The following is a 22,714-nucleotide window of genomic DNA, read 5'->3' on the forward strand; positions in this document are numbered from 1 at the left end:
AGGATGGAAGGCCATTTGTATACTAAATTGATCAGGGTGTCAAAAGCACTGTTTTGACACCCTATTTTAAATTATAATTTACCGGAAAGGGGAATCACGATATGGGTCAAAATAAATATGATGATCCGGTATTCTTTGAAAAGTACGGCCGGATGAACCGATCCCAAGAGGGCCTTGAGGGAGCTGGGGAGTGGGAAACCCTGAAAGGGCTGCTGCCGGATTTTCAGGGCAAAGCTGTGCTTGATCTGGGATGCGGGTATGGATGGCACTGCATTTATGCGGCGGAAAAAGGAGCAGACAAGGTGGTCGGCGTTGACATATCCCGCCGGATGCTTTCTGTCGCGGAAGAGAAAACAACATCTCCCAGGGTGAGTTATCTCTGTGAGTCAATTGAAGATATTAATTTCGATTCGGAGAGCTTTGATGTGGTGCTTAGTTCACTTGCGTTTCACTATATCCCTTCTTTTGAAAAGATTGCGGAGAAGGTGAACCACGTTCTGAAAAAGGACGGCTGCTTTGTTTTCTCCGCGGAGCACCCGATCTTTACCGCCGCCGGAAGCCAGGACTGGTATTACGATAAGGATGGGAAAATTCTGCACTTTCCAGTGGACAATTATTTTTATGAGGGAGAGAGAAAAGCTAATTTCCTGGGCGAAGAGGTTACAAAATATCACAAGACACTGACGACTTATTTGAACGGACTTCTGACGCACGGGTTTGAACTGGTCAACATTGTGGAACCGCAGCCGCCTGCCCATATGATGGGGATAGAAGGCATGAAGGATGAAATGCGCCGGCCCATGATGCTGATTGTCAAAGCAAGAAAAAAATAAGAATTCAGATGCAATTCGGATACAATTTGTAGATTTTTATGATACAACCTTTTTCTATACTTTTAAGCAGTACAAAGGATAGAAAGAGGGACGAAAGATGAGAGATTATGAACCGAGGGGGAGAAAGCGCAGAAGAATACGCCACAATCTGAAATGTGTGGCGGTGTTGTGCTGCGGTCTGCTCATACTGGTTCTCTGCGGAAAAATACTGATGAAACTAAACGACCATCTGGAAGCCCGCCTGGCTTCTGCCGATGAGACGAAAAAAGATGATGTTCTTCCTGAAACCGCGCCTTTCGATACGGAGAAGGAGGATGAAATTGAAATTCCGGACTGGATTACCCAGGATATCCTTCCTTTGAATGAGTATTCCAGGCCCGGTGACAAGCTGGAAGCGGTGAATGGGGTAGTCGTTCACTATACCGGGAATCCGGGTACGACGGCGGAACAGAACAGAAGTTATTTCGCCTATTTGGCACAGACGCATGAAACCAGCGCCAGCAGTCACTTTGTGATCGGAATAGACGGGACGATTATTCAATGTGTCCCGCTGGATGAGATTTCGTATTGCTCCAACAGCAGAAATATAGATACGATAGCAATTGAGTGCTGTCATGGGGATGAATCGGGAAGCTTTACCCAGGCTACCTATGATTCGCTGGTACGGCTCACCTCCTGGCTCTGTGAAACCTTTGATCTGAGTACAGAGGAAGTGATCCGGCATTATGATGTGACGGGTAAAAAATGTCCGAAATACTATGTGGACAATGAGGATGCATGGCTGCGTTTTCTGGATGAACTGGAGGAATACACGGGGTAATTGCTGGAATTTTAAAAGTTCTTGTGGTAAAGTAGAGAAGATAGAGTTGACAGGCATAAGGACGAAAGAGGACCACAAGATGGATCGGAAGGGTTTCTGTAAGTGGATAGCTGCATTTGCAACGATACTGTGTACGTTTTTTAATCTGCACGGTTATATGTTTTCAACTGATATATTTAATTTATTGTCGTCGGTACTATTTCTGGGGGCATGGCTTGCCTATTTTATTACGGGATACCGGTATAAGCGGAGGATGTGCGTCGCTGCGGTATACTGGGGCTGTACCACAGGGGCGGTATTTGTTATTTTAATAGAAGCTACCCAGGGGATAAGTATGGGTATTCTGGACTGGATCGGCATTTTGCTTTTGGCTCCGATGTCAGGCTTTTATTTGATTATCCGGCATGATGTGATTTTGATATTGCTCTGTCTCGTGACATCTTTTTTGCTGGGCGCCTTTGCTCTGTTTCAGTGCTGGAGCCGGTTTGGTGAAAAAACAGGCGGTGGTGAAATTCATGGAGAGGGTAGAGATGAGTGAACGAAACAATAAAATACTGGGCTATATGCGGCGAATGCCGGAGCTCTATGAAGCCAGTTCTTCCCCATTCTGGGATGATAGCCATATTTCCGGACAGATGCTGAAGGCTCACCTGGACCCGGAGTTTGACGGCGCTTCAAGAAATTATCATTTTATCCGCCGGTCTGTGGACTGGATTGCGGAGTATTGCGGCGGAAAGAAAAAGAAATTACTGGATCTGGGCTGCGGGCCGGGACTCTATGCGGAACTTCTTTCGGAGAAGGGCTTTACGGTAACGGGGATTGACTTTTCCAGGCGTTCTATTGACTATGCCAGCAAGCATGCGGCGGCGGAAGAAAAAGAGATACAGTATCATTGCCGGAATTATCTGGATCTGGAATATAAAGAAGAATTTGATATCATCCTTTTAATCTACTGTGATTTTGGTGTACTGCCCCCGTCAGACAGAGCTGTGCTGCTGCGCAGGATAGAAAGAGCGCTGACAAAGGGCGGTATCTTTATTCTGGATGGATTTACGGAACAATGGCTGAAAAACTTTGAGGAAAAGAATAAGGCTGAGTATCAGGAAAATGGTTTCTGGTCTGAAAAACCTTGTGTTGTCATACAGAGAAATGAATATTACCGGGAAACGGAAAATACACTGGAGCAGTATATTGTTATGACGGATGAGGAGTGTAATTGCTTTAATTTATGGAATCAGATATATTCCAAAGAAACTTTTACGGCTGAACTGAGGAAAGCCGGTTTTCAGGACATAGAAGTATTTGGTGATGTGGCCGGAACGGCGTATACGGGTGAGGGGGATACCCTGTGCCTGGCGGCTAGAAAACGCTCATAGAAGAAGAGCGGGATATTGTATTTTTCTAAATCCCGCAAAAAACAAGGGAAAGCGCACTTTATTTACGCTTTCCCTTGTTTTGGTTCAGCCTTGCGGCAGTCCCGTTTTATTTTTTGAAGTCTTTGAATTCCTGTTCACAGTAGATGCAGCGGTAACTTCCCTTTTCCGGATTGGTGAGATGGAAGGTATGGGGCAGCTCCTGCTCAATGGAAGTGATGCACCGGGGATTTTTGCACCGGATAATGCCGGTTACCTCCTGGGGCAGTGTCAGTTTTCTCTTTTCCACAATCTTGTTGTCCTTTATGATATTTATGGTCATATTATGATCCAGGACCCCCAGGATGCCAAGATCAATATTGATCGGGCCTTCTATTTTAATGATATCTTTCTTGCCCATCTTGTTGCTGGAAGCATTCTTTATAATTGCTACCGTGCAATCCAGAGATTCCAGATTCAGATAGTCATATATTTTCATTGCACCGCCTGCGGGGATATGATCGATAACAACACCCTGATTTAAACCGCCGATATTTAACATATTTTATTCCTCCATTCCGAAGCGTATTTTGCTGAGGAACGCGCTGAGAATGTCAAATTCTCAGCTGCGATAGATGCTGTTTTGTGACACTTCAGCACAAAACAGCCGTTTGAAAAATGAGCGATCAGGCTTATTTTTTAAACTCGGCCTCTATTCCCAGTAATGTCATGATTAACGCCATCCGGACAAATACGCCGTACTGTGCCTGCTTAAAGTACACGGCCCGCGGATCATTGTCCACCTCAGTGGAAATTTCATTTACCCTGGGCAGAGGATGCAGTACCAGCATGTCCTCCTTAGCCAGACGCATCTTCTTCATATCCAGTATGAAAGAATCCTTTAAACGGATGTAATCTTCTTCATTGAAGAAACGTTCCTTCTGCACTCTGGTCATATAGAGGATGTCCAGTTCCGGCATAACATCCTCCAGCACGGACACTTCCTCATAGGGGACCCCATTTCCTTCCAGAACCTCATGGCGGATATAGCTGGGAATACGAAGCTCTTCCGGGGAGATCAGGACAAATTTGATTCCGGTGTAGCGAACCAGCGCATTGATCAGAGAGTGAACGGTACGGCCAAACTTCAGATCCCCGCACAGCCCAATCGTCAGATTGTCAAAATGCCCCTTTAAATTTTTGATTGTGAGCAAATCGGTAAGGGTCTGGGTAGGATGATTGTGGCCGCCGTCGCCGGCGTTAATTACCGGGATAGAAGAGTGCATGGACGCGACCAGAGGCGCGCCTTCCTTCGGATGACGCATCGCACAGATATCCGCATAATAGGAAACAACGCGAATGGTATCCGCTACGCTTTCCCCTTTGGCGGCTGAGCTGGAATCGGCAGAAGAAAAGCCAAGAACACTACCGCCTAAATTTAACATGGCTGCCTCAAAACTGAGTCTGGTACGTGTGCTTGGTTCATAAAAAAGAGTTGCTATTTTTTTGCCTTCGCAAACTTTAGAATATTTTTTCGGGTCCTGAATAATGTCTTCTGCCAGATCAAGGATATGATCCAGTTCTTCTACAGACAGATCCAGCGGACTGATCAGATGTTTCATAAGCACCTCCATAAATGTGACAATATGGCTGCCTTACAAGCAGCTTTTTTCGATGAGTAACTATTCCAAAGCCGGTTCTGATAACATGAGTAAAAGTGCGTTCCGGCTTTCCACTGTGCATTATTTTAATACAACTGCTGCCGGATTACAAGATGAATATAGAGGATTTCTCTGCTGCGGTATGAACGGCCGGATTCCAGGATATAAAAACTATGAAAAGCAGGGTTAGAAAATCCTGCGATTGCATTAGTCAGAAATAAATATTATAATGAAGAAAGCTGAGCGCAGCGAAGCTTTCGCTACTTCTCAAGAAGCGAAGCGCTTGAGAAGGAACCCGTTAAACGAAGTGCGAAGCACGAAGATGCTGAGCGCAGCGAAGCTTTCGCTACTTCTCAAGAAGCGCAGCGCTTGTTTTCAAAATATAGTATTAATTTATTAAACCAGGGGATAAAGCCCCTTTGACACATGAAGGAGGATAAAGAATGATTCAATTATACGAAGGCGGGGCCTATCTGCTGGGTGGCACCGAACTAGTGGAGGATAATGCACAAGCTGAACAGGCTATTATGGCAAAAACCGGCCGCGCAGTAACAAAAAAGGAAGCCGCAGAGAATACGATGGCCTACCGCATTCTGAAAGATCATAATACATCCGGGGATATGGAGAAACTGAAAATCCGGTTTGACAGCCTGACCTCCCACGACATTACATTTGTCGGGATTATTCAGACGGCCCGGGCTTCCGGATTGGAGAAATTCCCCATGCCGTATGTACTTACCAACTGTCATAACAGCCTCTGTGCCGTGGGCGGTACGATTAATGAGGATGACCATATGTTTGGCCTGTCCTGCGCAAAGCGGTACGGCGGAATCTATGTGCCGCCTCATCAGGCAGTTATTCACCAGTATGCCCGTGAGATGCTCTCCGGGGGCGGAAAGATGATCCTGGGATCTGACAGCCATACCCGCTACGGCGCCCTTGGAACCATGGCAGTGGGCGAAGGAGGACCGGAGCTGGTAAAGCAGCTGCTAAATAAAACCTACGACATTACTATGCCCGGCGTTGTGGGCGTTTACCTGACCGGTAAACCGGAAAAGGGAGTGGGCCCGCAGGATGTGGCGCTGGCGATCATCGGAGCGGTGTTCGGCAACGGCTATGTGAAGAATAAAGTGATGGAGTTTGTGGGGCCCGGAGTTGGAAACTTAAGTGCGGATTTCAGAATCGGCATTGACGTTATGACAACGGAGACCACCTGTCTGTCCTCCATCTGGACCACCGATGAGAAGATAAAGGAATACTATGAGATTCATGGAAGAGAGGCCGATTATAAAGAAGTAAAGCCGGGTGAAGTGGCCTATTATGACGGCATGATCTATGTGGACTTAAGCAAAGTAAAACCGATGATTGCAATGCCGTTTCATCCAAGCAACGCCTATGCAATCGAGGATGTAAAGGCAAATCTGACGGACATTCTGGCAGAATGTGAAGAGAGAGCGAAAGTCAGCCTGGGAGATAAGGTGGATTTTAACCTCCGGGATAAAGTGAGAAACGATCAGCTTTATGTGGACCAGGGAATTATCGCAGGCTGCGCAGGCGGCGGTTTCGAAAATATCTGCGAAGCGGCAGCTATTCTTAAGGGTAAGAGCATCGGTGCGGATGAATTTACATTGAGCGTCTATCCGGCCAGCCAGCCGATCTATATGGAACTGGTGAAGAACGGGGCTGCTGCGTCTCTGATGGAGACAGGTGCTATTATGAAGACTGCATTCTGCGGACCATGCTTTGGAGCCGGCGACACGCCGTCCAATAACGGATTCAGTATCCGCCATTCTACCAGAAACTTCCCGAACCGGGAGGGGTCTAAGGTTCAGAACGGACAGATTGCGTCGGTAGCTCTGATGGATGCCAGATCCATTGCCGCAACAGCTGCGAACAAGGGTTATTTAACCGCAGCTACTGAAATTGATACTGAATTTACGATGCCGAAATACTTCTTTGACAAAGCGATCTATGCGAACCGTGTCTTTGACAGCAAGGGGAAGGCAGATCCGTCCGTAGAGGTGAAATTCGGCCCCAATATTAAAGATTGGCCAAAGATGCCGGCGCTGACGGATCATCTTCTGCTGAAAGTGGTTTCTGAAATCCACGATCCGGTAACAACAACCGATGAACTGATCCCATCCGGTGAAACATCTTCTTATCGTTCCAATCCTCTGGGACTGGCTGAATTTACCCTGTCCAGAAAAGATCCGGAATACGTAGGGAGAGCAAAAGAAGTACAGAAAGCAGAAAAGGCAAGAGAAGAAGGCCGGAGCCCGGTTACCGCATTGCCGGAACTTAACGATGTCATGGCGTCAATACGCCAGGCTTATCCGGAGGCTGACGATGGAAACACAGGTATCGGCAGCACCATCTTTGCAGTGAAACCGGGAGATGGTTCCGCCAGAGAGCAGGCTGCTTCCTGCCAGAAAGTTCTGGGGGGCTGGGCCAACGTGGCAAACGAATATGCGACAAAGCGTTACCGTTCCAACCTGATTAACTGGGGCATGCTGCCGTTCCTCATTCCGGCGGGAGATCTGCCCTTTGAAAACGGAGACTATATTTTTGTTCCGGATATCCGTAAAGCGGTGGAGAACAAGGAAAACCAGATCAAAGCTTATGCTGTTAAAGATGGTTTGAAGGAATTTACCTTAAGTCTGGGCGATCTGACGGATGATGAGCGTACGATTATTCTGAAGGGATGCCTGATTAATTACTACAGAGATACGAAATAATGATCATGGAAGTAGATAAGACTCCCACCTCAATAGGTGGTGAGTAAATAACAAATTCGTCTTGGTGGGAGCCCAGTCTCCTTCCAAGATAAAGCCTCCGGCGGATTGCAGAACCGCACAGATGTATTATGTCATGCAAAGCATGACGTGCGGTTCGCAGCAAGTACGCCGAGGCGTACTTGAATGAAATGGCCCGGTTTACCGGGTCATTTCATTGTTAGCAGGGAGGAGCAGGACAATGAAATCACCTTTGGAACAATTTACAGGGCCGTGCAGCTGCGGAAAGATTCATGAGATGGATACAAAAGAAGTCTGGATCGAGCAGGATGGAGCGGCAAAGTTAAAGGAACTGCTGGAGGAAGGGATGTTGAAGTCCTTTCGGAAACCGGTGATTTTAAGTGATACCAATACGAATACAGCGGCAGGAGATAGAATTGGCCGTATATGCAAAATACCCTCTGCCGTACTGCCGGCCGTCGGCCTTCACGCGGATAATCACGGAGTGGCGCTGGCGCAGGAGAAGCTGCCGTCAGATGCCGGCCTCATCCTGGCGGTGGGTTCCGGCACCATTCATGATATAGCCCGGTATGTGGCTCATGCCAGAGGTATTTCCTTTGTCTCGGTGCCCACAGCGGCCAGCGTGGACGGCTTTGTATCATCGGTTGCGGCTATGACCTGGGATGGGTTTAAGACGACGCTTCCGGCTGTATCGCCGGTCTGTGTCGTGGCGGATGTGACAGTCATTTCCAGGGCACCTTACCGTCTTACCGCGTCCGGTGTCTCCGATCTGCTGGGCAAGTATACTGCGCTCACAGACTGGAAGATCTCCCATCTGCTGACGGGAGAGTATATCTGTGAAAATATATGCCGTTATGAGATGGAAGCGGTGAACGAGGTAAGAGATGCGGCGCATGGACTGCGGGAGGGCTGCGAGGATGCCTATGAGAAGCTAATCTATGCCCTGATTCTTTCTGGTATCGCCATGCAGCTGTGTGGTAATTCCAGGCCTGCCTCCGGTGCGGAGCACCATATGTCACATTTGTGGGAGATGGAAATCTTGAACCCCGCTCTGGATGCCTACCATGGAGAGAAAGTGTCCCTGGGGCTTTTGCAGGTAATCCGGGAATATGAAAAGCTGCGTCTTGCTATTGAAAGCAAATCCTGTACCGTTCATGCCTATGAGGGGCTGCCTATGGATTTTCTCCGGGAGACTTTCGGAATAAAAGACAGGATGGAAGGGATACTTAGAGAAAATACGCCGGACCCGTGTCTGCTGGTGCCGGAGCAGCGGCTGCGAGAAAAACTGCCGGAGATTGCAGCTGTCTTGGCAGAACTGCCTGACGCTAACATGCTCACCGGCTTAATGAAGAGGGCGGGCTGCGTCCATTCCCCGGAGGAGATCGGCTTAGACCCGGAGCTTATCCCTGTGTCTCTGCGGCTTTCTCCTTTTGTCAGGAACCGTCTTACCCTGATGCGGATTATAAATGGATTCTTCAGATAGAAATATCCTGCCGTAATTTTGAGGTCAAATCTGACATCCACACGCATATCCTGTAGAAAAGAAATGGAATGATTGGGGATAAGATATGCCCAGACAGGTAATTATTGACGCCGGACACGGCGGTTATGACAATGGTGCGGTCTATAATGACCGAAAGGAAAAGGACGACAACCTGGCGCTTGCACTGGCGGTAGGAGAGATTCTGGCGAAGAACGGCGTGGAGGTGGCTTACACCAGAACCTCGGATATTTACCAGAGCCCTACGGAAAAGGCACGGATTGCCAACAGCCTGGGAGGAGATCTGTTTGTTTCTCTGCACCGGAATTCCAGCCAGGTGCCCAATACTTATTCAGGAGTACAGAGCCTGATTTACAGCAAGGGAGGACTGAAGGAAGAGGCGGCAGATGAAATAAATGATGAACTGGAGGATCTGGGTTTTCAGAATCTGGGGATTGCTCTGCGCCCGGACCTGATCGTGCTGCGCCGCACTCAGATGCCTGCGGTGCTGGTAGAGGCCGGCTTTATTAACACGGACGAAGATAACCGCATTTTTGACACCAGGTTCGGGAAGGTGGCGGAAGCGATAGCAGACGGAATTATGGAGGCGCTTAAGGACGCACCGGCAGACCGTCATTATTTCGTACAGGTTGGTTTGTTCCGGCAGTATAACAATGCCCTGAATCTGCAGAATCAACTTTTGCAGGATGGCTTTGAATCTGTTATAATAAAAGCCGGTGAATATTATACCGTGCTGGTGGGCGGCTTCCAGTCTTACGAACAGGCGGCTGCGATTGAGCGCGCGCTGTCCGCACGGGGATATGAAACATTGATCGTGATGCGGTAATGCGGAACGCACAGAGGACAAAATTTGAACCCCAATCGGCTTCAAGTTTATGCATGAACGCAGTATCGCAGGCGGACCTGCGATGTGCAGGGGTTAACAGATAAAGGAGACGAAGGAAATGGCACAATTAATTGACGGTAAGAAAATTTCTTCTGAAATAAAGGAGGAAATAAAAGAAAAGGTTGCAGAACTGAAAGAACAGGGCGTGGAGGTTACACTGGCTGTCATTCAGGTAGGAGCGGACCCTGCCTCTACCGTATATGTAAGAAATAAAAAGAACGCCTGCGCCTATGTAGGCATCCGGTCTCTGGCCTATGAGCTCCCGGAGGAAACTACCCAGGAAGAACTGATCAAATTAGTGAAAGAATTGAACGAAAAAGAGGATGTGGACGGTATTCTGGTTCAGCTTCCGCTGCCGGGGCATATTGATGAAGATACTATTATCCGGACGATCCGCCCGGATAAAGATGTAGATGGATTCCACCCGGAGAGTGTAGGCAAGCTTTCCATTGGCCAGCCCGGTTTTGTATCCTGTACGCCTGCCGGGATTATTCAGCTGTTAAAGCGTTCTGGTATCCCGATAGAGGGAAAAGAATGTGTGATTGTGGGCCGGAGCAACATTGTGGGCAAGCCGATGGCTCTGCTGCTTCTGCGGGAAAATGGAACCGTAACCGTATGCCATTCCAGAACGAAAGATTTAAAGGAAGTTGCCAGAAGGGCAGATATTCTTGTAGTTGCAATCGGGAGAGCTAAATTTATTACTTCCGATTATGTAAAAGAAGGCGCCGCGGTCATAGATGTGGGTATGGACCGAGACGAGAACGGCAAGCTCTGCGGAGATGTGGATTTCGCATCTGTAGAGCCGGTGGCAGGAGCGATTACGCCTGTGCCGGGCGGAGTCGGACCTATGACCATCGCCATGCTGATGAATAACTGTGTGGAAGCTGCACTTGCGAAACGGAAATAATAAAAAGCAAAAAAATGGCCGGCGAATTGTTCGCCGGCCGTTTTTTTATTTTACAGTCAGTACCGTATTTGATTTTTCACCTGGATTATAAGTCAGATTTATATAATCCCCTTCGGAGAAACGTATAATCTCCAGATTGGAGGCTACGACTACATCAAAGATTTCATCGCTTCCCTCCAGCATCAGATAGTAGTGGGAGTTCCCTTCTATTACTGCCGGGGCAATTTTGGCTATAACCCCGGAAGCTGTCTTGGACGTTACGCTATCCTCTGATATCTGAATGTTGTTATTCTTTAAGAGCTGTATATAAGACTTTTCACATTCGATGACGGAGTCACCGATTGCAACAATACTGTATTTTGATATATTAACCATCGCATATTTCTTAACCAGACCTGCCTCATCTTTCAGGGAAATGAAATAAGTGGGTTCATCAGAAATATTTAACAGCAGCGGGAAGGTGGCGACATAACCCAGATTCTGTACCTGGCCCTGGGCAGAATTCATCGCCGAGAATTCCTCTGCTCCGGGAATCTCGTAATATCTCGTCTCCGCAGTCCTGGAATTCATCAACACGAAACCGACGTTGGACTGATCACCGCCTACACTGGTGACACCGGTATAAACCCAGACATCATCATTGAGCGCGATATAATTATAGCCCGCCGTTGTTTTCAGACAGTCTTTCATACTGAACAAGGTATTAAAATATCCATGCTTGAGGGACCCGTAGTAATCGTAGTAGGAAATCAGTAATTCAGCCGAATAAACCCGGTCCACCCAGGTGGGAACATCTTCCACGTTATAATTTTCTATTTCTCCGGTTACGGCATTAACCATTACGACATTTTTAATCTTAACTCCGCCGAACAGGCCGATCGTATAATCCTTCACCGGACAGATCCAGTACGGAGTTCCGTTTTCATCTATTTCAAAATTGATGGTGTCAAATATATAGGTAGGGAAATGAAAACGGAGGTAGCGGTAAATATTTCTGTTAAGAGGTTCAGATTCAGAATATTTGATACCCTCTGTAAGCTTCACACATTCTGCTGTCTGCGTAGCCATATCAATGCGCATATATGCAGGAATCCCGTTTTTACGGTTACCAAGCCACTTAAAGATATTACCGTACTCTAACGGTGCGATTCGGTAAGGAGTTTCCTGATAATTGATCTGTGTGTAATTTTTACTGACCTCGAACTGAGAGACATACTCTACCATGCTTCCCATCTTCCGGGAACCGACTAAAGCAGCGGAATCGCTGTCCAGAAGAGGAATTTCGTTATAGGAAATCTCCTTGATATCTTCCGTAAAATTGCGCTGTTCCACGGATATCAATTTCTGATACTTGGATGCATTCACAATTTGTGAGGAAAGAATGCTTCCTATTATATAGACCAGAACCAGAGCCAGGGTAACCAGAAAAGAAATTTTGAATTTCTTGTTCTTAAAGATCGGCCCATGGAATGAAAAATGAATTCCATCCCCGGAAGAATCTGTATGGAGCCGGTTAGCTGTCCGGATTCCGATCAGAAAAGTGATAACTGCCGCGACAAAGATCAAAAAGCCCCAGAGGCCCGGCGAATGGATGTTGATAGCCGGAAGTGCTATATAATAGTAGAGAAATATAAGCAGAAGGGCTGCAATTACAGTGAGAATAATCGTTTTTGTCTTTTTTTTCAAGTTGTTCATTCCTCCAGATTTATGGTTGTCTGTTGCCGGGACCGCCGGTAGAACCGGATAAACACATGTAAAACCCGCCCGTAAGTAATAGTGTAATTATAGCGTACCGGTTGAAAAAGTCAACGAAAACTGCTAGAATGGGAAGAAGTTGGTTAGTGCAATGAAGAGTTAAGAGGGAAGAATGAAGAACGTGGCAAGCTGCAAGTGAACAATGTCCCTGCGGGACAGTGAAAAACTTATTTACTGATGAAAATTTGATAAGGTGGAAGGATTCTATTCTATATGAAGATTTTGTTTGTATCGCTGGGCTGTGATAAGAACCTGGTGGATAGTGAAGTGATGCTGGGGCTGCTCAGAGCGGACGGCTTTGAACTGACGGATGATGAGACCGAGGCGGATGTGATTGTTGTGAATACCTGTGGTTTTATCAGGGATGCCAAGGAGGAGAGTATTAATACCCTGCTTGAGATGGCCAGGTATAAGACGGAGGGTAAGTGTAAGGCGCTGATTGCGGCCGGATGTCTTGCCCAGCGCTATGCGGATGAGATGAAGGAAGAACTTCCCGAAGTAGATGCTATCGTGGGTACAACGGCCTATGATAAGATAGGAGAGGTGATTCGCGGAGTTCTGGAGGGGCAGAAGGTTACCTGCCTGAAGGATATCAATGAGCTTGTTCTTACGGAGGCAAAGCGGGTCAATACGACAGGCGGCTACACTTCCTATTTAAAGATTGCGGAGGGGTGCGATAAGCACTGTACGTACTGTATTATCCCCAAGATGCGCGGCAGCTACCGCAGTGTACCGATGGACCGGCTGGTTGCTGAGGCAGAAGAGCTGGCGGCAGCCGGGGTAAAGGAACTGATTCTGGTTGCCCAGGAGACTACCCTGTATGGAATTGATCTGTATGGTATGAAAAAATTGCCGGAGCTGCTTCGGAGGCTGTGCCGGATAGAAGGTCTTGAATGGATACGGATTCTTTACTGCTATCCGGAGGAAATTACAGATGAGCTGATTGAAGTGATTAAGACAGAGGAGAAGATCTGTCATTATCTGGATATGCCGATTCAGCACGCTTCCGATGGGATATTAAAGCGGATGGGCCGTAAGACGAACCGGGCGCAGCTGGAAGAGACGATTGCAAAGCTGAGAAAAGAGATCCCGGATATTGCTCTTCGGACTACTCTGATCACCGGATTTCCGGGTGAGACGAAAGAGGATCAGAAGGAGTTATATTTATTTGTAAATGAGATGAATTTTGACCGGCTGGGAGTTTTTACTTATTCTGCGGAAGAGAATACGCCGGCGGCCGAGATGGCGGATCAGATACCGGAGAATCTGAAAGAGGAACGCCGGGATGAGATCATGGAGCTGCAGCAGGAGATTGCATTTGAGAAGGCGGAGGAAATGCCGGGCCGAACGTTAAAGGTTCTGATTGAAGGGAAAATACCGGAGGATGAGGTCTATCTGGGCCGGACTTACCGGGATGCTCCTAATGTGGATGGATATATTTTTGTATCCAGCCCCTATGAACTGATTTCCGGCGACTTTGTTGAAGTAAAGGTGATAGAAGCGAAGGACTATGATTTGATTGGAATTGTGCAGTAAGCTTGATATGGGGCTGTTTTATGCCCGGAAGGGGAAGAATAGAAGATGAATCTGCCAAACAAAATAACAATAGCCAGAATGTGCATGATTCCGGTTTTTCTGGTTTTCATGCTGACGGATCTGGTGCCCGGTTCCCGCTATGTAGCGGCTGCAATTTTTATTATTGCATGTCTTACCGACGCACTGGATGGGCACCTGGCCAGAAAAAACCATCTGGTCACAAATTTCGGGAAGTTTATGGACCCCCTGGCGGACAAATTATTAGTTTGTTCCGCGCTGATCTGTTTTGCGGCGCAGAATCTGGTTCCGGCCTGGATTATTATTGTGATTATCAGCCGGGAATTTATTATCAGCGGTTTTCGGCTTGTAGCCTCCGATTCGGGCATTGTTATCGCTGCCAGCTATTGGGGGAAATTTAAGACGACGGCCCAGATGATTATGGCGATTTTATTAATCGTGCATTTCGAGAATCCGATATTTGCTGTACTGGAGCAGATTTTTATCTGGCTGTCGCTGCTGTTAACTGTTATTTCCCTGGTGGATTATATTTACAAGAACCGTCAGGTCATTTTGGAAGGGAGCATGTAATACATGGTTGTAGAACTTGTCACAGTAGGAACAGAAATTTTAATGGGCAATATTGTAAATACCAATGCCAGCTATCTGTCTGAGCAGTGTGTATCCCTGGGGCTTTCCGTTTATCATGAGATAACGGTTGGAGATAATGAGGAGAGGCTGACGGAGACGATCCGGACGGCTCTGTCCCGGGCGGACATCGTCATTCTTACCGGAGGCCTGGGGCCGACGGAGGATGATCTGACCAAGGAGGTTACGGCTAAAGTCCTGGGCAGAAAGCTTATTATGGATGAGAAGTGCAAAGAGAAAATCAAAGAATATTTCCAAAAGGCGCATAACCGGAGCGTAACCAACAATAACTGGAAACAGGCAGAGATTATAGATGGAGCACAGGTTCTGGCAAATGATAACGGGACGGCGCCGGGGCTTTATGTAGAGACGGAGGACGGCAAGCGGGTAGTATTGCTTCCCGGACCGCCGGACGAGCTGATCCCCATGTTTGAAGAACAGGTGAAACCAAGGCTTGCGGTACTGCAGCCGTACAAGCTGTATTCCAGGATGGTGAAAATCTGCGGACTGGGAGAAAGCCTGGTAGCCACGAAAATGGGAGATGTCATTGCAGATCAGACGAATCCTACGATTGCAACCTATGCAAAGGTTGGTGAAGTACATCTGCGCGTGACGGCGAGAGCAGAGTCGGAGGAGGAAGGGAAAAAACTTCTGAATCCTGTAATGAAAAAGATCAATGCCAGATTTGGAAACGCGATTTATACAACTAAGGAAGAAGTGACTCTGGAAGACTGCGTTGTTCATCTTCTGAACAAGAAGGGGTTAACGCTGGCGCTGGCGGAGTCCTGTACCGGAGGGCTGCTGGCAGGACGTATTGTAAATGTATCCGGGGCTTCGGAAGTATTTGGCACCGGCGTCGTTTCCTATTCAAATAAGACAAAACACAAGGTGCTGGGCGTAAAGAAGCAGACCTTAAAGGAATTCGGCGCGGTGAGTGAAGAAACAGCCAGGGAAATGGCAAAGGGAATTGTGAAGTTATCCAAGGCTGAGATCGGTGTGGCTGTCACCGGCATTGCCGGACCGGAAGGCGGCACGAAAAAGAAACCGGTTGGCCTGGTCTATATTGCCTGTTCCTATAAGGACAAAGTGACGGTGGAAAAATATCATTTTGCGGGGAACCGGACGAAAATAAGAGAACGTTCTGTGGTGACTGCTCTGGATCTGATCCGGAGACGGTTAAGCGAAGAGCAGGAAGATAAGAAAGAATAAAGCACCAGCCGATAAGGACGGTTCTGTATCTCGTATATACGGGAGATCCCTCCGAAAATCTTGATAAAATGTCAAAGCTTTTAACATAAAAATGACATACTTAGTGACTATGATGAAACCGTAAAATAGGATTGAACTATAGTATCCTATGGGTGGATGAGAGAGTTAAGAAGAGCATGTCAATAGAAAAGCGAAGGCAGAAGGAGTTGTTGAGTTTGAGGAGAATGAACAGAGAAGAAAATCACAAAAGCTGCCGCTTTGGCCGCAGCCTGTCCGTCGGAATGATTTTTCTGCTGGTACTGGTATTTGCCCTGACCGGATGCAGGAAAAAAGAGGATGACGGTCATGTATCAGATCCGGATCAGCAGGGAACAGAGGATAATCAGACACCAGGTGCAGACGGAACAGAAGATGGTCAGACCGGGGATGATGCGCAGGATGGAAATTCTCAGACCGGCGATGATAAAAAGGATGATCCGGAAAAGGAACTGGGCTCCACGAAAGATGTGCCGATTTATTCCATTGATACGGAAAAGCTGGAAGTAAAGGCAGCTGTTAAGGTTGTGCCGGAAACAGACGAGCTTACGGCGGAATATGTTGTTGCACTGGTTGTGGAGGAATTAAAGGCAGAATCGGTGGATGTAGGCATACTGGATGTAAAGCAGGAGGGCGACAGCGTAACAGTCAACTTTGATAAGACGAAAGCTCCCGTAGCAAATGTGGGGGCCGGTCTGGAAGCTTCTATCCTGGATTGTATTTCTCACAGTCTGCTGGATAATGTGAAGGGCTGTAAGAAAGTCTATTTAAGAGTTGACGGCGGTATGTATGAAACCGGCCATATGCGTTACGAATTGGATGAACCATACGAATAGACTAAACCGGACAAGGGAGTGTGCAGCCCCCTTGTCTTTTGTTGCAATAAGGCGGCCTGCAAAGTGTACCGGCGTTTGCAGCAGTAACACGGCCGCAGGGAGAGCACTGCTTGCCGGCCGGTAAATACAGGCGGAAAGGCTGGAATAAAGGATGAATCGGGTTATGGTTATAGGCGGAGGCGCGGCCGGTATGATGGCGGCAGTCGCTGCGGCGGAAGAAGGGAGCCAGGTAACATTACTGGAAAAGAATGAAAAGCTCGGCAAAAAACTCTTTATTACGGGCAAGGGCCGATGCAACCTTACCAACGCATGTGATCTGGACGAAATAGTTCAGAGCATTGTTTCCAACCCGAAATTTATGTACAGCTCTCTTTATGGCTTTGACAATCAGATGACGATAGATTTCTTCGAAAAGCTGGGCTGTAAGACAAAAGTGGAGCGGGGACAGAGAGTGTTCCCTCAGTCCGATAAATCTTCGGATGTCATCGGCGCTATGGTGCGCGTACTCCGGCGGCTGAAGGTTACGATCCTTCTTGACACGGAAGTCAGCCGGATCGTTAAGATGGAAGAGGGAGAAGAGTTGGGCGTATATCTGGCCGACGGACGGCTTCTGACCGCGGACCGGGTTATTGTTGCCACCGGCGGAGTGTCCTATCCGTCTACCGGATCTACAGGGGATGGGTACCGTATAGCCGAGAATCTGGGCCATACAGTAACAAAACGGCTTCCTTCCCTGGTCCCTCTGGAGACAAAAGAAGACTTTGCCCGGGAATTGCAGGGGCTTTCCCTGAAAAATGTGGGCCTTACTGTTAAGGCGGGGAAAAGAGAACTATACCGGGAGCAGGGAGAAATGCTGTTTACCCACTTTGGTATCAGCGGCCCGCTGGTGTTAAGCGCGAGCAGCTATGCGGCGGCCTGGATCGGCAGGGAACCGGTTACGGCACAGATTGATTTAAAGCCGGCCCTCACTCTGGACCAGTTGGATGCGCGGATTCTGCGGGATTTTGAACAGGCAGGCACAAAACAGTTAAAAAATGCCCTTGACCACCTCTTGCCGAAGCGGATGATTCCGGTTATGATTCAACTGTGCGGTATTTCGCCGGAGGCAAAGGTTAATACTATTACAAGAGAAGAACGAAGAACGCTGGCCGGACTGCTGAAAGCGCTTACGCTTCATGTGTCCGGGACGAGAAGCTTTGCCGAAGCGATTATTACAAAAGGCGGGATACGGGTAGGAGAAATCAATCCTGCCACAATGGAATCCAAAAAAGTGCCTGGCCTGTACTTTGCGGGAGAGGTGCTGGATCTGGATGCCCTCACGGGCGGATTTAATCTGCAGATAGCCTGGTCAACGGGCTATGCGGCGGGCAAGGCAGCCGCTGTCTGACAGATTATCAGGCTGAAAGAAAATACGGGAGAAGGAGTCCATGCATAAACGGCTTCTTTCAGCTTAATGACAGGAATGTGCATGGGTATGAAATTGAACTATTTCAGTATTGCGATTGATGGGCCTGCAGGAGCGGGGAAAAGCACAATTGCCAGGAAGATTGCGGCAAGGCTTGGTTTTATTTATGTGGATACGGGAGCTATGTACCGGGCGATTGCACTGTATCTGATCCGAAATGGTATAAAAGCCGGAGAGGAAGAGCGGATCAGCGGAGCTTGCCGGGAAGCGGATGTAACCATCCGCTATGAAAATGGCGAGCAGGTAGTTCTTTTAAACGGAGAAAATGTCAATGGACTGATCCGTACGGAGGAAGCAGGCAAGATGGCTTCCGCAGCAGCTGTGAATCATGACGTACGGCTGAAACTGGTTGAACTGCAGAGAAAACTGGCCGGAGAGGCGGACGTTATCATGGATGGCAGGGATATCGGCACCTTTGTACTGCCGGATGCCGGGCTGAAAATATATCTGACGGCTTCCAGCAAAGAAAGAGCCAGAAGGCGCTGCGAAGAACTTGCTGGAAAAGGAATTTCCTGCAGCCCGGAGGAAGTGGAGAGAGATATCATAGCCAGGGATGAACAGGATATGAACCGTGACTTTGCACCGCTGAAGCAGGCGGAGGATGCCATTGTGGTTGATTCCTCTCATATGTCAATCGAGGAAGTGGTGGATACGATTATCGGATACTATAAAGGAGCAAAGCGGTGAAGGTGACGGTAGCACAGACTGCCGGGTTCTGCTTCGGCGTGAAGCGGGCGGTGGATATGGTGTACGCAGAGGCGGCCGGAGGGCGCAAGGTCTATACGCTGGGGCCCATCATACACAATGAAGCAGTCGTTGAGGAGATGGAACACAAGGGTGTTGTTGTCGCAGAGAATCTGGATCTGATTCCCGCAGACGAGGATGCCTGTGTGATCATCCGCTCCCATGGTGTCGGACCCGAAGTATATGAGGCTCTGGGAAAAAAAGGCGTCAGGATAGCAGATGCCACCTGCCCGTTTGTAAAGAAGATCCACAAAACCGTCAGAGAAGCGGAAGAACGGGGCGAAAAAGTAATCATCGCCGGCAGCCGCCGACATCCGGAAGTAGAGGGGATCAGGAGCTGGTGCCAGGGGGATGCGGTAATCCTTGAGTCTCCTGAAGAGGCTGAAAAGTTTGCCGGTGAAAAAGTGATCCGGTATTGTCTGGTGGCGCAGACGACATTTAATTACAAGAAATTTAAAGAATTAGTTGAAATTCTGGCCCGGAAGGGTTATGATATAATTGCTGTGAATTCAATTTGCCATGCTACCAATGAGCGTCAAATTGAAGCAAAGCAGCTCGCAAGTGTATCAGATGCTATGGTTGTTATCGGTGGAAAAAATAGTTCGAACACGCAGAAGCTTTTTGAGATTTGTAAAAAAGAGTGTGACGAAACTTATTATATACAGACACTCAGTGACCTGGATTTAAAGAAATTTAAATCTGATAGTAGCGTTGGTATTACCGCTGGGGCCTCGACCCCGAAGAATATTATTAAGGAGGTTCATTCTATCATGTCAGAAATGAGTTTTGAACAATTATTGGAGGAATCATTAGTTACGATTCATAATGGGGAGGTCGTTGAAGGTAGCGTTATCGACGTTAAAGAAGATGAGATTATCTTAAATATAGGTTATAAAGCTGACGGTATCATCACCAGAAATGAATATACAAATGTACCTAATCTGGATCTGAGAACAGCAGTGCAGGCGGGAGACACCATGCAGGCAAAGGTTCTCAAAGTAAATGACGGCGAGGGTCAGGTGCTTTTGACTTATAAGAGACTTGCCGCAGAGAAGGGCAACAAGAGATTAGAAGAAGCTTATAATAACAAAGAGATCCTGAAAGCAAAAGTATCTGCTGTATTAGACGGCGGCTTAAGCGTAGTCATTGACGAAGCAAGAGTTTTCATTCCTGCCAGCCTGGTTTCAGATACATACGAGAAGAATCTGGACAAGTATGCGGATCAGGAAATTGAATTTGTAATCAGCGAGTTTAATCCGAAGAGAAGAAGAATCATCGGTGACAGAAAGCAGCTTCTCGTTGCCAGAAAGAAAGAAATGCAGAAGGAACTCTTCGAGAGAATCAGCATTGGCATGACCGTGGAAGGTACTGTGAAGAATGTGACCGATTTCGGCGCGTTCATCGACCTGGGCGGCGCAGACGGCCTGCTTCATATCTCCGAGATGTCCTGGGGCAGAGTAGAGAATCCGAAGAAGGTATTTAAAGTTGGAGATAAAGTATCCGTACTGATCAAGGATATTCAGGGAGAGAAGATTGCCCTGAGTATGAAATTTGAGGATCAGAATCCCTGGCTGCATGCAGCAGAGAATTATGCTGTAGGCAATGTGGTAGAAGGTAAGGTTGCACGTATGACAGATTTCGGTGCATTCGTGGAGCTGGAAGTGGGCGTTGACGCTCTGCTTCATGTATCTCAGATTTCCAGAGAGCATGTGGAGAAACCTTCTGATGTATTAAGCATTGGCCAGATTATCACCGCTAAGGTTGTTGATTTCAACGGCGAGGATAAGAAGATCAGCCTGAGCATGAAGGCTCTCGAGACACAGGCAGCTCCGGCAGAGACTGTCCTGGAAGAAGAGGATGCTCCGGAAGAAGAGTAATTTATTAAGATGACGATAGGATGGCGGGAACCCTGAATGGGGTTCCCGTTTTTTTTGCGGGAGCAGGGGTGAAGAGGTGGGCCATGTCACTATTCGGCTTCGCATGAATGATGGAGGGTATGGTCGTAGAGGTACGCCATGTAAAGCTCGCAAAATGAATTTTGCTCGCTATACGGCTTCGCATGAATGATAGGGAGATGGCTTTTGCAGAGACACGCCATGTTACGCTCACAAAAGTGAGACTTTTGTTCGCTATACGGCTTCGCCGTATAAAAGCCAGAAAACAGAAGCCCCAAAAGGAGAGCGAGCTCTTCTTTTGGGGCTTCTGTTTCTGTCTTTACATGGCTCTGAAAAATATATTGATTTCTAGTTTGTTATCTAGTATATTAGGAATAGACAAGATCCGGGAGATGAATATCAGGTGTTGTTCTGGACGAATTATTAGTACGGACGGACTTTTTACAGCTGATACATCTTCCATTTTACAGATAAAAGATCTGTAAAACCCAGGAGGCATATATGGATAAAAAAATAACGGTTGCTCTGGATGCTATGGGTGGTGACAATGCTCCGGGAGAGATTATTAAAGGGGCAATGGAGGCCATCGGTGAGCAGAAGGAGATCGGTGTAATTCTGGTTGGCAAAGAGGATGTAATCAATCGTGAGCTTAGTCAGTATACTTATGATAAAAGCCAGGTTGAAATTGTGAATGCCAGCGAGGAAATTTCCAATGAGGAAGCACCGGTCATGGCAATCAGAACGAAAAAGGATTCTTCTATTGTTGTCGGTCTTGGACTGGTTAAAAAGGGTGAGGCAGACGCGTTCGTTTCGGCAGGCTGTACCGGCGCTGTATTAGTTGGCGGCCAATTGATTGTAGGCCGGATACGGGGCGTGGAGCGGCCGCCGCTGGCACCGCTTATCCCTACCTCAAAGGGAGTTTCTCTGCTCATTGACTGCGGCGCTAATGTGGATGCCAGGCCTTCTCATTTGGTGCAGTTTGCCAGGATGGGTTCTATTTATATGGAACATGTCATGGGTGTCAGGAAGCCGAGGGTGGCGATAGTCAACATCGGCGCGGAGGCGGAGAAGGGCAATGCCCTGGTCAAGGAGACCTATCCATTACTGGAACAATGTGAGGATATTAATTTCATCGGCAATATCGAAGCACGGGATATACCAAGCGGTGCTGCGGACGTTATTGTCTGCGAGGCTTTTGTGGGGAATGTAATCCTGAAATTGTATGAAGGCATCGGTGGTGTTCTGATCCACACCGTGAAAAAAGGGATGATGAGTACCTTTAAGAGTAAAATGGGAGCTTTGCTTTGTAAATCGGCGCTGAAGGAGTCCCTGAAAGCTTTTGATATTGACCAGTACGGGGGAGCTCCCATGCTGGGGCTGAAAGGTCTGGTGGTGAAGACTCACGGAAGTTCAAAGGCACTGGAAGTAAAAAATACAATTCTGCAGTGTGCTGTGTTCAAGGAGCAGCAGATTATTGAGAAAATAGGGGAAAATTTGACTGGCCCCAAGATGGAGAAGAATAATTAATAGAAAGGCGGACCCGTTATGGAATTCGAAAAGTTAAAATCAATTATCAGTGAAGTATTAAATGTTGAGGAAGACGAGATTACAATGTCAACTACTTTCGTGGATGATCTTGGGGCAGATTCCCTGGATATTTTCCAGATCATCATGGGCATTGAGGAGGAATTCGACATTGAGATAGCCAATGAAGAAGTGGAACATATTGCTACTGTTGCAGATGCGGTGGAGCAGATTAAAAATGCTCTGAATGCATAGGCCGGACTGGTCTGAAAGTCCGTTTGCTGACGGAATGAAATAGGGACCCGGCAGGTTCTGTGCCGCCGGGGCTTAAAAGACGTTCGGTTGTCGCCGGACGT

Annotated in this window: 20 protein-coding genes; 17 read left to right on the forward strand and 3 right to left on the reverse strand. The window is 47.6% G+C overall.

Annotated elements, in window-relative coordinates:
* Positions 1-101 precede the first annotated feature (101 nt).
* The 4 genes from ABCW47_RS05660 to ABCW47_RS05675 all read left to right on the forward strand — a co-directional run bounded on the left by ABCW47_RS05660 (position 102) and on the right by ABCW47_RS05675 (position 3,029).
* Positions 102-833 (forward strand): class I SAM-dependent methyltransferase, encoded by a 732-nt coding sequence (locus ABCW47_RS05660; protein WP_343208883.1) that lies wholly within the window; start codon positions 102-104, stop codon positions 831-833.
* Positions 834-930: 97 nt separating this feature from the next.
* The gene (locus tag ABCW47_RS05665) at positions 931-1,653 is read left to right on the forward strand and encodes a peptidoglycan recognition protein family protein (RefSeq protein WP_343208884.1); all 723 of its coding nucleotides are present in this window, start codon (positions 931-933) and stop codon (positions 1,651-1,653) included.
* 79 nt (positions 1,654-1,732) lie between these two features.
* Positions 1,733-2,191: a hypothetical protein gene (locus ABCW47_RS05670; protein ID WP_343208885.1), complete on the forward strand. Its 459-nt coding sequence runs from the start codon at positions 1,733-1,735 to the stop codon at positions 2,189-2,191.
* Positions 2,184-3,029: a class I SAM-dependent methyltransferase gene (locus tag ABCW47_RS05675; protein WP_343208886.1), complete on the forward strand. Its 846-nt coding sequence runs from the start codon at positions 2,184-2,186 to the stop codon at positions 3,027-3,029. The genes ABCW47_RS05670 and ABCW47_RS05675 overlap by 8 nt, the downstream gene beginning before the upstream one ends.
* Positions 3,030-3,135: 106 nt before the next feature.
* Here the strand turns inward: ABCW47_RS05675 and ABCW47_RS05680 are convergent, their stop codons facing one another.
* Positions 3,136-3,567 carry an aspartate carbamoyltransferase regulatory subunit gene (locus tag ABCW47_RS05680; protein ID WP_343208887.1) on the reverse strand — a complete coding sequence of 144 codons (432 nt, stop codon included), beginning with the start codon at positions 3,565-3,567 and terminating at the stop codon, positions 3,136-3,138.
* Between the two features lie 130 nt (positions 3,568-3,697).
* A complete protein-coding gene (pyrB, locus tag ABCW47_RS05685; RefSeq protein WP_343208888.1) occupies positions 3,698-4,627 on the reverse strand; it encodes an aspartate carbamoyltransferase in 930 nt (309 codons plus the stop codon).
* 482 nt (positions 4,628-5,109) lie between these two features.
* On the opposite strand from pyrB, the gene ABCW47_RS05690 reads away from it, so the two are divergent.
* The 4 genes from ABCW47_RS05690 to folD all read left to right on the forward strand — a co-directional run bounded on the left by ABCW47_RS05690 (position 5,110) and on the right by folD (position 10,713).
* Complete coding sequence (locus ABCW47_RS05690) at positions 5,110-7,401, forward strand: hydratase (RefSeq protein WP_343208889.1); 2,292 nt, start codon at positions 5,110-5,112, stop codon at positions 7,399-7,401.
* A gap of 238 nt (positions 7,402-7,639) precedes the next feature.
* Positions 7,640-8,902: a sn-glycerol-1-phosphate dehydrogenase gene (locus ABCW47_RS05695; protein WP_343208890.1), complete on the forward strand. Its 1,263-nt coding sequence runs from the start codon at positions 7,640-7,642 to the stop codon at positions 8,900-8,902.
* A gap of 85 nt (positions 8,903-8,987) precedes the next feature.
* Entirely contained in the window at positions 8,988-9,746 is a 759-nt protein-coding gene (locus ABCW47_RS05700; RefSeq protein ID WP_343208891.1) for an N-acetylmuramoyl-L-alanine amidase, read from the forward strand.
* Positions 9,747-9,864: 118 nt separating this feature from the next.
* Positions 9,865-10,713: a bifunctional methylenetetrahydrofolate dehydrogenase/methenyltetrahydrofolate cyclohydrolase FolD gene (gene folD / locus ABCW47_RS05705; protein ID WP_343208892.1), complete on the forward strand. Its 849-nt coding sequence runs from the start codon at positions 9,865-9,867 to the stop codon at positions 10,711-10,713.
* Between the two features lie 45 nt (positions 10,714-10,758).
* Here the strand turns inward: folD and ABCW47_RS05710 are convergent, their stop codons facing one another.
* Positions 10,759-12,408, reverse strand: coding sequence for a CvpA family protein (locus ABCW47_RS05710; RefSeq protein WP_343208894.1), 1,650 nt, complete (start codon positions 12,406-12,408; stop codon positions 10,759-10,761).
* Positions 12,409-12,681: 273 nt separating this feature from the next.
* Here ABCW47_RS05710 and rimO point away from each other — a divergent pair, with 273 nt between their 5' ends.
* The 9 genes from rimO (at position 12,682) to acpP (ending at position 22,613) form a co-directional block, all read left to right on the forward strand.
* Positions 12,682-14,004, forward strand: a complete 1,323-nt coding sequence (rimO, locus tag ABCW47_RS05715) for a 30S ribosomal protein S12 methylthiotransferase RimO (RefSeq protein WP_343208895.1) — start codon at positions 12,682-12,684, stop codon at positions 14,002-14,004.
* Between the two features lie 45 nt (positions 14,005-14,049).
* The gene (pgsA, locus tag ABCW47_RS05720; RefSeq protein WP_343208896.1) at positions 14,050-14,592 is read left to right on the forward strand and encodes a CDP-diacylglycerol--glycerol-3-phosphate 3-phosphatidyltransferase; all 543 of its coding nucleotides are present in this window, start codon (positions 14,050-14,052) and stop codon (positions 14,590-14,592) included.
* 3 nt (positions 14,593-14,595) lie between these two features.
* Positions 14,596-15,858, forward strand: a complete 1,263-nt coding sequence (locus tag ABCW47_RS05725) for a competence/damage-inducible protein A (RefSeq protein WP_343208897.1) — start codon at positions 14,596-14,598, stop codon at positions 15,856-15,858.
* A gap of 215 nt (positions 15,859-16,073) precedes the next feature.
* Entirely contained in the window at positions 16,074-16,730 is a 657-nt protein-coding gene (locus ABCW47_RS05730; RefSeq protein WP_484771509.1) for a hypothetical protein, read from the forward strand.
* A 151-nt stretch (positions 16,731-16,881) separates the two neighbouring features.
* The gene (locus ABCW47_RS05735; protein WP_343208898.1) at positions 16,882-18,117 is read left to right on the forward strand and encodes a BaiN/RdsA family NAD(P)/FAD-dependent oxidoreductase; all 1,236 of its coding nucleotides are present in this window, start codon (positions 16,882-16,884) and stop codon (positions 18,115-18,117) included.
* A gap of 93 nt (positions 18,118-18,210) precedes the next feature.
* A complete protein-coding gene (cmk, locus tag ABCW47_RS05740; protein ID WP_343209601.1) occupies positions 18,211-18,882 on the forward strand; it encodes a (d)CMP kinase in 672 nt (223 codons plus the stop codon).
* A complete protein-coding gene (locus ABCW47_RS05745; protein WP_343208899.1) occupies positions 18,879-20,816 on the forward strand; it encodes a bifunctional 4-hydroxy-3-methylbut-2-enyl diphosphate reductase/30S ribosomal protein S1 in 1,938 nt (645 codons plus the stop codon). The genes cmk and ABCW47_RS05745 overlap by 4 nt, the downstream gene beginning before the upstream one ends.
* A 519-nt stretch (positions 20,817-21,335) precedes the next feature.
* A complete protein-coding gene (plsX, locus tag ABCW47_RS05750; RefSeq protein ID WP_343208900.1) occupies positions 21,336-22,361 on the forward strand; it encodes a phosphate acyltransferase PlsX in 1,026 nt (341 codons plus the stop codon).
* An 18-nt stretch (positions 22,362-22,379) separates the two neighbouring features.
* Entirely contained in the window at positions 22,380-22,613 is a 234-nt protein-coding gene (acpP, locus tag ABCW47_RS05755) for an acyl carrier protein (protein ID WP_343208901.1), read from the forward strand.
* The last annotated feature ends 101 nt before the right edge of the window (positions 22,614-22,714 follow it).

It is taken from the genome of Anaerolentibacter hominis, from assembly GCF_032380675.1.
Lineage (GTDB): Bacteria > Bacillota > Clostridia > Lachnospirales > Lachnospiraceae > Anaerolentibacter > Anaerolentibacter hominis.

What these genes read in the sequence shown, in the direction of transcription:
- ABCW47_RS05660 (WP_343208883.1), top strand. Translation starts at nt 102, where the DNA reads ATGGGTCAAAATAAATATGATGATCCGGTATTCTTTGAAAAGTACGGC.
- ABCW47_RS05665 (WP_343208884.1), top strand. Translation starts at nt 931, where the DNA reads ATGAGAGATTATGAACCGAGGGGGAGAAAGCGCAGAAGAATACGCCAC.
- ABCW47_RS05670 (WP_343208885.1), top strand. Translation starts at nt 1,733, where the DNA reads ATGGATCGGAAGGGTTTCTGTAAGTGGATAGCTGCATTTGCAACGATA.
- ABCW47_RS05675 (WP_343208886.1), top strand. Translation starts at nt 2,184, where the DNA reads ATGAGTGAACGAAACAATAAAATACTGGGCTATATGCGGCGAATGCCG.
- ABCW47_RS05680 (WP_343208887.1), bottom strand. Translation starts at nt 3,567, where the DNA reads ATGTTAAATATCGGCGGTTTAAATCAGGGTGTTGTTATCGATCATATC.
- pyrB (WP_343208888.1), bottom strand. Translation starts at nt 4,627, where the DNA reads ATGAAACATCTGATCAGTCCGCTGGATCTGTCTGTAGAAGAACTGGAT.
- ABCW47_RS05690 (WP_343208889.1), top strand. Translation starts at nt 5,110, where the DNA reads ATGATTCAATTATACGAAGGCGGGGCCTATCTGCTGGGTGGCACCGAA.
- ABCW47_RS05695 (WP_343208890.1), top strand. Translation starts at nt 7,640, where the DNA reads ATGAAATCACCTTTGGAACAATTTACAGGGCCGTGCAGCTGCGGAAAG.
- ABCW47_RS05700 (WP_343208891.1), top strand. Translation starts at nt 8,988, where the DNA reads ATGCCCAGACAGGTAATTATTGACGCCGGACACGGCGGTTATGACAAT.
- folD (WP_343208892.1), top strand. Translation starts at nt 9,865, where the DNA reads ATGGCACAATTAATTGACGGTAAGAAAATTTCTTCTGAAATAAAGGAG.
- ABCW47_RS05710 (WP_343208894.1), bottom strand. Translation starts at nt 12,408, where the DNA reads ATGAACAACTTGAAAAAAAAGACAAAAACGATTATTCTCACTGTAATT.
- rimO (WP_343208895.1), top strand. Translation starts at nt 12,682, where the DNA reads ATGAAGATTTTGTTTGTATCGCTGGGCTGTGATAAGAACCTGGTGGAT.
- pgsA (WP_343208896.1), top strand. Translation starts at nt 14,050, where the DNA reads ATGAATCTGCCAAACAAAATAACAATAGCCAGAATGTGCATGATTCCG.
- ABCW47_RS05725 (WP_343208897.1), top strand. Translation starts at nt 14,596, where the DNA reads ATGGTTGTAGAACTTGTCACAGTAGGAACAGAAATTTTAATGGGCAAT.
- ABCW47_RS05735 (WP_343208898.1), top strand. Translation starts at nt 16,882, where the DNA reads ATGAATCGGGTTATGGTTATAGGCGGAGGCGCGGCCGGTATGATGGCG.
- plsX (WP_343208900.1), top strand. Translation starts at nt 21,336, where the DNA reads ATGGATAAAAAAATAACGGTTGCTCTGGATGCTATGGGTGGTGACAAT.
- acpP (WP_343208901.1), top strand. Translation starts at nt 22,380, where the DNA reads ATGGAATTCGAAAAGTTAAAATCAATTATCAGTGAAGTATTAAATGTT.